This is a genomic window from Bacillus andreraoultii, from assembly GCF_001244735.1.
GTDB classification, from domain to species: Bacteria; Bacillota; Bacilli; order Bacillales; family Caldibacillaceae; genus Caldifermentibacillus; species Caldifermentibacillus andreraoultii.
This window is the reverse complement of sequence record NZ_LN868937.1, coordinates 2,109,912-2,120,221: the sequence shown is the minus strand read 5'-3', so window position 1 is coordinate 2,120,221 and position 10,310 is coordinate 2,109,912. Positions and strand designations below refer to the sequence as shown.

Sequence of the window (10,310 nt, the reverse complement as noted above, 5' to 3'; positions counted from 1 at the left end):
ATATATATATATATATATATTATTCGTTGGATATTTCGTTAAATTACTACGTTGATTATTTCGTTATTGATTATCGAAGATTGTTCGTATAGATTGTCGTTTATAGATTCGTAGATTTACGAATTATTATTTCGTTGTATATGTTTCTTACGAATAATTTAACGATAAAATAACGATAAATAGCGATAAAAGGACGTCCGAAAATCGTTATAAAATCGTCAAAAGTGACATTCGAAAATTTAACGAAAAATACGTCAAAATAACGATAAAATACGTTGAAAAACGTAAAATATCGACCTTTGAAAAACGTTGATTTTATGCGGTTTCCAGCCGATTTTAAAATAACGGAAAATAACGGAAAACGACGATTCGGAGAAACGATAAAATATCCGCAAAAGGCTTTCCGTAGACGTCCGATTAAAAATTTCGACTTTGGGGGTGTTTTCGTTATGAGTAAAGTTGATTTACGTCAATTCAGCGAAAAACAATTAATTGCGATTGGGCTATTGTCGCAACCAAATAAAGCGGGATTCAGCTTCGAAGAAATAGCGGAACAAAGCGGTATTTCAGTTCGTCAATTACACCGTTGGAGAAAAGACCCTACGTTCAAACAAGCGGTCGTTGAACAATCGCTAGAAAACGTTAAAGAGGTAATTCCTAACGTGCTAAAAGCCCACGTTAAGAGAGCCGAAAGCGGCAACGTTAAAGCGATAGAACTATTCTATAAACTATTCGGATTGCTTGTCGAAAAGCAAGAAATCGAACAAACAGTATCAAGCAACGAAAAGAACAACGAAGATTTGGCGAACGAATTAGAAGAACTAAAATCATTAATAGACCAAGCAAAGGACGGCGAATAATACGAATAATCGCCGCCCTTTTTGTTTATAATATATTCGTCATATAATACGATTTATACGACAAGATTAATTTACATACGAAAATAAAATATTGATTTATCAACGTTGTTAAAAAATAATTCGTCGTATAATTATTGACGAATAAATTTATTTGTCGTATAATAATTTCAAACGAAATAAACGAAAGGGGAATCGAACGAATGACCAACGAAAACTTAATTGAATTGTTCGTTGAAAAAATGAACGAAAAAGGTAAGTCGAACAATACGATTAAAAATTATGTTGCCGACGTAAAAAATTATGTAAAATGGTTGGGGGTACAACAGGGGGACACCCCCGCCGACGCCCCGAAGAAGACGCTTAAAAAATATATACAACATTTAGAAAGTTCGGGGTTAGCGTCGTCCACCGTAAACCGACGAATCCAAACGTTAAGAACATTCTACCAAACGTTAATCGAATTGGGAATTCGAGAAGACGACCCGACCGAAGGAATCAAGTCGAAGAAAATCGCGAAACAAAACGATACCAAATGGTTAGAACGACACCAAGTCAAAGCGATATTCGAAGCAATCGACAAACAGAAGCAGGGCGAAGATAAACGATTCCGCGAAAGGGCGATTATCAGCGTTCTAGTAAATTGCGGTCTTCGTGTATCGGAACTTTGCGATTTAAAAATGGACGATTTAGATTTCAAGGGCGGATTTATGAACGTTATAGGAAAGGGCGGCAAATTTCGTCGTGTACCGTTCAATCCCGCTACCCAACGAGCCGTTAAACAATGGTTGCAATTTCGTTCGGTAAATACGCCTTACGTCTTCCATACGGAAAGAAGCGAGCATATGACGCCGCGGGCGGTTCAACATATCGTTAAAAAGTTAGCGGATAGTTTGAACTTTACGTTTACCGTTCACCAATTACGGCATACGGCGTTAAAGAATATCGCCGATACAACGGGTAAAATCGAAATTGTCGCCACGGTTGCGGGTCACGAATCCGTTAATACGTCAAAACGTTATATCGAGCCAAGCCTAAAAGAAATCGGCGAAGCTATGAAGCAAACAGAATACGACTTTTAATTACGAAAGGGGAACTTGTAATGAATAAAGCAGACAAATTATTTATTGGAAAATCTATTGTAATGTTAGAAGAAAGTCTTGAAAAGGCTTCGGAAGAATACGGAAGGGCGAAAGACGTTCTACCATATGACGATTTGGGCGGATTCCGCGACGAATTGCAAGGTTATCGGGAAGCGATAAACTACTTTTATAGCGTCTTTTGTCCGTCCCACGGTTTGACCGAAGAAGACGTTGACCAACTGAAAGAAGAATATAAAAATACGTCGGTCGGCGATTATTACGCCCTTAAAGGAAAGGAAACGTTGACCGACCTTGATATATTTAATCGAACTTGGAAGATTTGACGTTTGACAATCGCGACGAATTGAGTATAATCATAATTGTAAACATGATTACAAACGCGAATGTTAGCCGTCTACTACGGAAAACAACTAACTCAACGAAAGGCGGCGAAACTATCGCCGTCTATTTTATTTCCTTGAATTTGTCGAACTAATGAATATAATTATTATTGAAGGGGGATTTGTCTATGAACAAATTTATTTCAGCTTTAACAATTTCGTTCTTTGCATTAATCGGCGTTGTTGTCGTTGGCTTTGCTACGCTAGGGGGTACGAACGGGGACGGGGTACAAGTCAAAGCCGCCGAAACTGTATCGTTCGATTCTACGGTCATAGACGAACTTTACGCAAAGTTTAACGAAGCAGACCAAGCCGAAGAAATTGAAATCGCAAATCAGACGTTACAGTTTATCTATGATAACACCGACGAAATAAACGGAAGCCGATACGGTCAAGATTTCGAAGAGTTGAAGAACTTGGCGATTCGCTTATCTTCCAACTGGAACGAAGAAATTTCGCGACTATTCGGATACAAATTAGAAGATATTTATTCCGAATTGAATAACGTATAAGTAAGGTCTTCGCGTAAATTGCGGCGACCTTATTTTTTTTATTTTGTTGGTGTAAACTTGTTGACGTTTTTAACTATTCGTCGTATAATAATATATGTAAGGTAGTTGAAAACCTTACGACAAGTAAGCAAGAACGAAAGGGGTGAAGGTTTGGAAAAGTGGTTCGTTAGGATTGTTGCAACGGTCGTCGTAATCTACGCCGCGTTTCAAACAGTAAGACCCGAAGCAAAGGTTGAAATCAGCGGCGAACCGAAGGGTTACAAAAGCGGCAATTATCCGATTCAAGTATTCGTTGATAATTCACCGCTAACCGTTCGAAGCTCACCCGATTTAAGGGCGAAGGATAACGAAGCGGGGCAATTGGAAAAAGGCGATTTGTTCTTCATAGCCAACGAAGAAACGTTGATAACGCAGACAGCGACGAAATGGAACTTACCAAGATATAACGTTATCAAGTACGAAATAAAACAAATCGAACTTATCCAAGATGGCGAACGCCAAAGCCGATTCGTTAATTCGGTCGAATCCGAACACTTAACGGAAGAAGGCGAAGCCCCGACCGACGAAAACAGAATCCGAAGCGATTTCGGAATCTTCGCCAAGTCGCTTCCGCTTAACGATTATATCCGTTCGGAACTAATCGCGGCAGGTTGGGACGGCAAAGTTGACCACAATTTCAAATCAGGAAATTTCCGCTATATCGCGGAAGGCTTCTACGGAACGATACTTATCCAAAGCGTTCGAATGTACGACCGTAAAGGGAAGCAAATCGGAACGTTACCAATCGGAAGCCAAGTCTTCGCAACAATGAATCTACCGTTCGCAACGGGTCACGAAGACCCAAGCAAAATTCGAATCGTTGGATTTACCAAAAACGGTTCGAACTACGTTGAAAAGGTCGGAACGTACTTTATCGACGGATACGCGAACGGAAGACCAACAATCGAAACTATTATGAAGCGTCGGGAATAAGCCCGACGTTTCTATTACAAAAAGTTCAAAAATAATTAAGTAAACTTGTTGACACTTTTAAATATTCGTCGTATAATATAATCAGAAGGTTAAGGAAAGACCTTCAACAAGTAAACAAAACAAAACGAAAGGGGAAATCAAATCATGCTACTACTTACAAAGGAAATTCAAGAAAGGCTTCCAAAACTTTACGAAACGGAAGAAATCGAAACAGGCGAAAAGGTCGCCCAAGTAAAATTCTTCTGTATAACAAACGGTTGGAATTGGTACGGCGTCGAATACGACCCAAACGAAAAATTGTTCTTCGGATTGGTCGAAGGTTGGGAAACTGAATGGGGTTATTTCTCATTAGAAGAACTCGAAGAAATCAACGCTTCGAACGGAATCCCACTAATCAGACGAGATTTGTTCTTTAAGCCAACAAAGATTAAGGATTTAAAAATCGAAGGATTGTACTTGTAAAATCAACGGGCGGCGGGCGACCCGCTACCCTTTCAAAAAATTAGCAAAAATTGTAGAATAGTAACGAAAGGATTGATATAATTGGCAAATCAAAAGAAATGGCAAATTGAAATTCCTAGCGAGGTTTTACCTTTAATTGAAGACGTTGAAAATGTAACTTTGAAATTTGTTATTGAACAATGCGATTGGATTCTTGAACAATCGGGCGGCGATACATGGTACGGCGACGAATCCGAAGACGAAGGCGTTCAAGAAGTTAGACGTTACGTTAAAAAATATCGTCGTTACGCTAAATAACACGGGGCGGGGCTTCCCGCCTTCGATTCAATAAACGAAAGGGGAATTTCCAATGAATGAAAGACACGAAAACGAAATCGGAATCTTATTACAAGAAATGGCGGAATACATGAACCGATTCAAAGAAGGTCACGTTCACGTTGAGGTCGCAAAAGACGACGACGAAGGCGAAATCTACTATATAGCGGATATTTTCGTTCACGGCTACGTTGACCAAGAAGACGGAACAACCGACGTAAGAAGCCGTTCTTTCGAAATCGGCTATTCTAACGACCTAGCGGACGCCGAATCAATGGCGAAGAAAGGTCACGAAACAATCGCCAAACTTTGCAAAGCGGCTAACTTTGAACTAAACGAAAAAATCGAATATACAGACTACTAAACGGCGGGCGAAATTTCCGTCTTTTTTAATTTTCTTTGTGTAAACTTGTTGACACTTTTATAAACTTGTCGTATAATAATAATTGAAGATAAGGTTAAGCCTTATCAATAACAAGTAAACAACATAACGAAAGGGGAAATCGAAATGTTAGAATCAATCAAAAACGAAATCTTCGAAAGGCTTGGAAAGGAATGTTACGAACTATCAAAATCCGCTAGATATTGCAGACAACACGGCGAAGAAAAATTGGCGGAACAAACTCATTGGCAAATACTCGGCGTACACCAAGCGGTTGAAGCGTTAGGATTCGACCTAGAAGAATTCGCCAAATACTATCGTGAGAATCGAAGAAGATACAGAAAAGAAAGAATCGAAGCATAAGAACGGCGGGGCTTCGTCCCCGCGATTAAATAAAATTTTTTATAAATAAAACGTAAACTTGTTGACAATAAATACAATTCGTCGTATAATATAATTAAAGATAAGGATAACACCTTATCGAAAACAAGTAAACAAATTCTATGAAAGGGGAAATGCTAAAATGGCAAGCGTAATCGAAATCTTAAAGGAACAATCAAACGGTGAAGGAATTATCGCAGAGGTCGCAAATTTCGTAATCGAATCCGTCGACGAAGACGAAGAAGCAAAAGTTCTTCTTGATGATATTGTCCGATTCGGTTGCGTAAGCGGGGTTGTCGGAGATATGATTTACTATTCGCAAACTCACCAGTTCTTCGACGAACACTACGAAGAAATCGAGGAACTACGCGAAATGTACGAATTCCAAGTTGACCCAAGCGACGACCTAAAAAATAAGTTAGCTTGGTTCGCTTACGAAGTTCGGGCTTCCGATTTACTTTCAATGATTGAAGAATAAAAAAAAACGGCGGGGCTTTGACCCCGTCCCAAAAACCTATATAATTAAACTATCAAAACGACGAAAGGAGAAAATGAAATGTATTTCGATATAGTTAAACGATTTGAATATGGTAACGACAAAGATATTCGAATCATCAAAAAGAAAAGCCGCGAAGAATACGGAATTCAAACGTCAACAACAATCGAACCAAGTTGGGGATATACGAAGGACGGGGCGGAAAGAACATTCAATCGCCTAGTCGAAGCGGTTACGAACCCCAACGAATAATTTAAAGGCGGCGGGCTTTCCGACCCGTCCGCCAAACAAGTAAACAAGACTACGAAAAGGGGTTTTCGTAATCAATTTAGAATTATAACGAATCGAATCGAAATCGTCAATATCTATGAAAGGGGAAAACATCATTTTGAATACAAACAAAGCCGTAATCGAAAGCAAAATAAACGAATGGAATATGACGGTTGGTTCATACGACGAAACAATGGAACTGTTAAGCGAGCAACAATTAAAACGAGTTATCGAAAAAGCCGAATACGGTTCGGGCGACGTAGAAATCATCTTAAATAAAAAACGTTACATAGTCGAAATTTTTCACGTCGACAATGAAATAGATTTTAACGTTATGACTAAATCACAATACGTCAATACTTACGGAAATAATAAATAATCGAAAGGGGTCTTTTAAATGTATTTAGTTCAAATCATTCGCAAATCAACAAATGAGGTCGTTCAAGAAATGGAAGCCAAATCCGAAAGAATCGCGGAACAAGTCGAACGCGGGGCTAACATAAATTTGAATCACGACGAATATTTTACTCAAATTGTCCCGCCCGTTAAGGTTGAAAGGATTTCGGGGGACGACGAAGGGTTCGAAATCCTTATAAAAGATAACGGAAATATTTTCAAAAAACTTGAAGAAAAATAATTAAGTCGCCAAATTTGGCGGCTTTTCTTGTTATTTCACCTATTTGAATACTTATGACGTAAACGATAGCAAAGCGTTATCCTTAGCCGAATGGCGGGGACGACGCTTTTTTATTTTGTCAGAAAAGGGGTGATTGTATGACGGAAAGCGTTGTTGGACTTATTCCCCGTAAGTATATCACCAATCGAGAAAAGCGACAGAATAGAATCAAAATACTTGCGGAAATGCTTGACGTTTACCGCGTACTTTCAAAGCAAAATAAATTGACCGAAAGCCAAAAGGCGGAAGCGTTCGACCGCAAGGAAGAATTCGAAGCATTAATGCGGATTGACCGAAGCGAAACAGATACTCTTTATTTCGCTTACGAATATTTTTCCGAAGATAAAAACCCTGGGAATCAAGGGAACTTAATTCCCGCGGGCGTATCAATCGAAGACGCACCCGATTTCCATAACGAACTTTGCGGAATCTTGAACGTTGTTTCCGACGAAGAAATAAATAAGCGAATTGCTTGGTCAGCCCCACGGGGTCACGCAAAATCGGCGTATTTGTCAAACGTTTTCCCCGTTCACCAAGTAGTTTTTGAAAAGCGTTATTATATCCTAATCATTTCGGAAACCGATTCAGCCGCGAAGAAATTCGTTGAATGGGTCGGTAATGAATTGAAATTCAACGAAAAGTTACGCCGCGACTTTGGCGAAATCTTATCACCCAACAAGGGGCAAAACGAAAAAGACAATCAAGAAGCGTTCTTAACGAATACAGGAACGTTGGTCGAATCGGCTTCTATCGGTAAACAATTACGGGGTAAACGTAACGGTTCACACCGTCCAGACTTGGTTATTTGTGACGACTTGGAATCTAGTAAAAACACAAACACGAAAGAACTTATTGAGAAAAATATTGATTGGTTCGACAAGGTTGTTCTTCCAATCGGCGACCCAAAAAGAACAGCTTTTGTTTATATGGGAACTACGGTCGTAGCGGAAGGATTGCTTCAACACGTCCAAAATAAAGCCGATTTCGAATCAAGAACTTACGCGGCTATTGTTAGCCCGCCCGAACGCGGCGACCTTTGGGACGAATTCGAAACGATTCTTCGAGACGCTTCGAATCCCGAACGAATGGACGACGCGAAATTGTTCTATTATCGCAATCAAGAAGAAATGGACAAGGGCGTTAAAGTTCTTTGGGAAGGTCGTTGGACTTATTTCGATTTAATGGTTCAAAAGGCGAATATGACGTCACGGGCGTTCTATTCTGAATTTATGAACCAACCAATCGACCTAGAAAACGCGATATTCAGAACCGACGAATTGACCTATTTCGATTATGACGAACTACACGAAAGGAAACGGTTCTTCGAATATTATTCCGCTTGGGATATTGCTATGGGTAAGAACAACCGAAGCGACTATAACGCGATTGTTACCGTTGCCCGCGATAAGCGGACGGGGATTTTCTACGTTGTTGACGCTTGGGCGAAGAAAGTTCCAGCCCACGAAGCGTTAGAACAAGCAATTAAGATAATCGCAAAATATCGCCCGAAAGTCTTCGCTATTGAAACGGTCGCGGCTCAACATGATTTCTACCGTCAGTTAAAAGAACAACTAACGAAGCGGGGAATCTACGGAACAAAATTAAAACCGATTGTATCAAGGGCGAAGAAAGAAGAACGTATCGAAATGCTTGAACCGTTAGTAGAAAACGGGGCGTTGCGATTCATGCGTCATCAACGCTTGTTATTAGAACAATTAGAACAATTCCCAAATGGAACAAACGACGACTTACCCGACGCGTTACAAATGGCGGTCGATATTGGTATGAAAATGAAGCGTCGAACTTATTACAAAAAACCAAAAGGGCTATAAAACGCAAATAAACGCCTAAATTTGCGTTTTTTGTCGTTGACGATAATTTGGTCTAGGTCGAAATAAAAAGCCTAATTCGCCGGAATTTGGCGGTTTTACGACGAAATCTAGCAAACTATAAGGGGGAATAAATATGTTTGAAAGGGGGTCTATTTTTCCACCAGTTGAACACAAAAAACGAATTGAACGTTATCGAGAAAATAAGAAATTATTCGTCGGTGAACATTACGACGTATTCGAACGGGTTCAAAACTTACCTTCGGATTCCGTTTATATTTCTACGAATCTAGCGGGGCTTATTTGTAAGAAATCAGCAGACTTTTTATTCGGCGAAACCCCTACGTTTTCCGCGGGTAAGAAATCAGATTCCGTCGAACAAGAACGTCTTGATAAATGGGTCAGCGATAACAATTTACCAATGCTATTAGAAAAATCAGCGACAGGGAACGCCTTTCGCGGAGATTCGTTCTTTAAAATCCGTTGGGGTCAAAAATGGGGCGGTAAAGTTCCCGAAGAATACGACCCGTTCCGCGTAATTATCGAAGTTCAAAACCCGAAATATGTATTCCCCGAAACGGCGGAAACCGACGCGTCAATGATTGAAGCGTATCATATTGCTTACCCAACGATAGTTAAAGGACGTAAAGGCGAAGATTGGATTCTACACGTTGAAAGTCATTATCCAAATAAAATAGTTTATCGTAAGTTCGAAATGACGCCTTTCAACGGAATACTTGACGAAGTAACCGAATGGAAGATTATCGGCGAAATCAAATCAGCTTATCGCGAAGTTGAAACGGGCGTTCCGTTCCCGTTGGTCGTTCACGTTCCAAACTATGCGACCGACGATTCTTGGGAAGGTATAGACGACCTATCCGAACACAAACCATTATTTGACGAACTTAATCGCCGCTTAACAGCTATTGCGACGATTTTAGATAAACACGCCGACCCTGCTATCGCAGTTCCTACGGGTGTACTTGGCGAAGACGAATACGGAAATCCGACTTTTATTGTTGGTCGTGATAAGGTCTTCGAAGTAATGGGCAAAGACGACGTAATTCCGCAATATATCACTTGGAACGGTCAATTACAAGCGGCTTTCGACGAAATCGACCGAATTACTGAAATGATTCTTGTAAACGCCGAAATTCCCGCCGTCGCGTTAGGAAAAGGCGATTCGGGTACAAGTGGTAGTTCAGGTCTTGCTATCAAATTCCGTATGAACTCACTACTAGCGAAGATTAATCGCAAACGCCAATACTACGACAAAGGATTGAAGGAATTATTCTTAATTTGTCAACTATTGGAAAAGGCGAAACTTGGAAGCAAAGCAAACTACGAATTATTCGACGTTAAAATCCATTTCAAGGACGGTCTACCAAAGGACGACGCCGAACTTGCAAATATTATGAACGTAAGAACAGGCGGAAAACCAACAATTTCACAAAAGACCGCTTTAATGCTATTGGACGATTTAACCGAAGAACAAGCCGAAGCAGAATTACAACGTATGGAAGAAGAAGCGGACAAGGAAAACGAAAAGACCGAATCAATGTTTGCGAATCCGTCAATCTTCCAAACGCCGCTTAAAAACGCCGAAGACGAAGCGGAAGACGTCGAAAACCAAAATAACGTCAATAACGAAGGAAACGGGGACGAATAATCGACC

The 10,310-nt window shown here is 40.2% G+C and carries 15 protein-coding genes; all 15 read left to right on the top strand.

The genetic code is table 11. From position 1 onward, the window contains the following. The first annotated feature begins 275 nt into the window (after nucleotides 1-275). Nucleotides 276-860: a phBC6A51 family helix-turn-helix protein gene (locus tag BN2144_RS15360; protein ID WP_050632342.1), complete on the top strand. Its 585-nt coding sequence runs from the start codon at nucleotides 276-278 to the stop codon at nucleotides 858-860. A gap of 200 nt (nucleotides 861-1,060) precedes the next feature. Further along, entirely contained in the window at nucleotides 1,061-1,939 is an 879-nt protein-coding gene (locus BN2144_RS15355) for a tyrosine-type recombinase/integrase (RefSeq protein ID WP_033829114.1), read from the top strand. 20 nt (nucleotides 1,940-1,959) lie between these two features. Then, a complete protein-coding gene (locus BN2144_RS15350) occupies nucleotides 1,960-2,283 on the top strand; it encodes a hypothetical protein (RefSeq protein ID WP_033829113.1) in 324 nt (107 codons plus the stop codon). Between the two features lie 185 nt (nucleotides 2,284-2,468). After that, a complete protein-coding gene (locus BN2144_RS15345; protein ID WP_033829112.1) occupies nucleotides 2,469-2,852 on the top strand; it encodes a hypothetical protein in 384 nt (127 codons plus the stop codon). Nucleotides 2,853-3,002: 150 nt separating this feature from the next. Next, entirely contained in the window at nucleotides 3,003-3,824 is an 822-nt protein-coding gene (locus BN2144_RS15340) for a hypothetical protein (RefSeq protein ID WP_033829111.1), read from the top strand. A gap of 144 nt (nucleotides 3,825-3,968) precedes the next feature. Beyond that, a complete protein-coding gene (locus BN2144_RS15335) occupies nucleotides 3,969-4,286 on the top strand; it encodes a DUF2958 domain-containing protein (RefSeq protein ID WP_033829110.1) in 318 nt (105 codons plus the stop codon). 81 nt (nucleotides 4,287-4,367) lie between these two features. Beyond that, entirely contained in the window at nucleotides 4,368-4,583 is a 216-nt protein-coding gene (locus tag BN2144_RS15330) for a hypothetical protein (RefSeq protein WP_033829109.1), read from the top strand. Nucleotides 4,584-4,635: 52 nt separating this feature from the next. Continuing rightward, nucleotides 4,636-4,965 carry a hypothetical protein gene (locus BN2144_RS15325; protein ID WP_033829108.1) on the top strand — a complete coding sequence of 110 codons (330 nt, stop codon included), beginning with the start codon at nucleotides 4,636-4,638 and terminating at the stop codon, nucleotides 4,963-4,965. A 144-nt stretch (nucleotides 4,966-5,109) separates the two neighbouring features. Then, nucleotides 5,110-5,346, top strand: a complete 237-nt coding sequence (locus BN2144_RS15320) for a hypothetical protein (RefSeq protein ID WP_033829107.1) — start codon at nucleotides 5,110-5,112, stop codon at nucleotides 5,344-5,346. Between the two features lie 160 nt (nucleotides 5,347-5,506). Further along, nucleotides 5,507-5,842, top strand: a complete 336-nt coding sequence (locus tag BN2144_RS15315; protein ID WP_033829106.1) for a DUF7222 domain-containing protein — start codon at nucleotides 5,507-5,509, stop codon at nucleotides 5,840-5,842. Between the two features lie 78 nt (nucleotides 5,843-5,920). After that, a complete protein-coding gene (locus BN2144_RS15310) occupies nucleotides 5,921-6,112 on the top strand; it encodes a hypothetical protein (protein ID WP_033829105.1) in 192 nt (63 codons plus the stop codon). Between the two features lie 136 nt (nucleotides 6,113-6,248). After that, on the top strand, nucleotides 6,249-6,509 hold the full coding sequence (locus BN2144_RS15305) for a hypothetical protein (protein ID WP_033829104.1): 261 nt from the start codon (nucleotides 6,249-6,251) through the stop codon (nucleotides 6,507-6,509). Nucleotides 6,510-6,527: 18 nt separating this feature from the next. Beyond that, complete coding sequence (locus tag BN2144_RS15300; protein WP_033829103.1) at nucleotides 6,528-6,767, top strand: hypothetical protein; 240 nt, start codon at nucleotides 6,528-6,530, stop codon at nucleotides 6,765-6,767. 137 nt (nucleotides 6,768-6,904) lie between these two features. Further along, nucleotides 6,905-8,638 (top strand): phage terminase large subunit, encoded by a 1,734-nt coding sequence (terL, locus tag BN2144_RS15295; protein ID WP_033829102.1) that lies wholly within the window; start codon nucleotides 6,905-6,907, stop codon nucleotides 8,636-8,638. A gap of 133 nt (nucleotides 8,639-8,771) precedes the next feature. After that, the gene (locus BN2144_RS15290; protein WP_042338037.1) at nucleotides 8,772-10,304 is read left to right on the top strand and encodes a phage portal protein; all 1,533 of its coding nucleotides are present in this window, start codon (nucleotides 8,772-8,774) and stop codon (nucleotides 10,302-10,304) included. Nucleotides 10,305-10,310: the final 6 nt, after the last annotated feature.

Bases quoted from the DNA above. Each gene is read 5' to 3' on its own strand.
- BN2144_RS15350 (WP_033829113.1), top strand. From the start codon at position 1,960: ATGAATAAAGCAGACAAATTATTTATTGGAAAATCTATTGTAATGTTA.
- BN2144_RS15310 (WP_033829105.1), top strand. From the start codon at position 5,921: ATGTATTTCGATATAGTTAAACGATTTGAATATGGTAACGACAAAGAT.
- BN2144_RS15300 (WP_033829103.1), top strand. From the start codon at position 6,528: ATGTATTTAGTTCAAATCATTCGCAAATCAACAAATGAGGTCGTTCAA.
- BN2144_RS15290 (WP_042338037.1), top strand. From the start codon at position 8,772: ATGTTTGAAAGGGGGTCTATTTTTCCACCAGTTGAACACAAAAAACGA.
- BN2144_RS15320 (WP_033829107.1), top strand. From the start codon at position 5,110: ATGTTAGAATCAATCAAAAACGAAATCTTCGAAAGGCTTGGAAAGGAA.
- BN2144_RS15335 (WP_033829110.1), top strand. From the start codon at position 3,969: ATGCTACTACTTACAAAGGAAATTCAAGAAAGGCTTCCAAAACTTTAC.
- BN2144_RS15315 (WP_033829106.1), top strand. From the start codon at position 5,507: ATGGCAAGCGTAATCGAAATCTTAAAGGAACAATCAAACGGTGAAGGA.
- BN2144_RS15345 (WP_033829112.1), top strand. From the start codon at position 2,469: ATGAACAAATTTATTTCAGCTTTAACAATTTCGTTCTTTGCATTAATC.
- terL (WP_033829102.1), top strand. From the start codon at position 6,905: ATGACGGAAAGCGTTGTTGGACTTATTCCCCGTAAGTATATCACCAAT.
- BN2144_RS15325 (WP_033829108.1), top strand. From the start codon at position 4,636: ATGAATGAAAGACACGAAAACGAAATCGGAATCTTATTACAAGAAATG.
- BN2144_RS15355 (WP_033829114.1), top strand. From the start codon at position 1,061: ATGACCAACGAAAACTTAATTGAATTGTTCGTTGAAAAAATGAACGAA.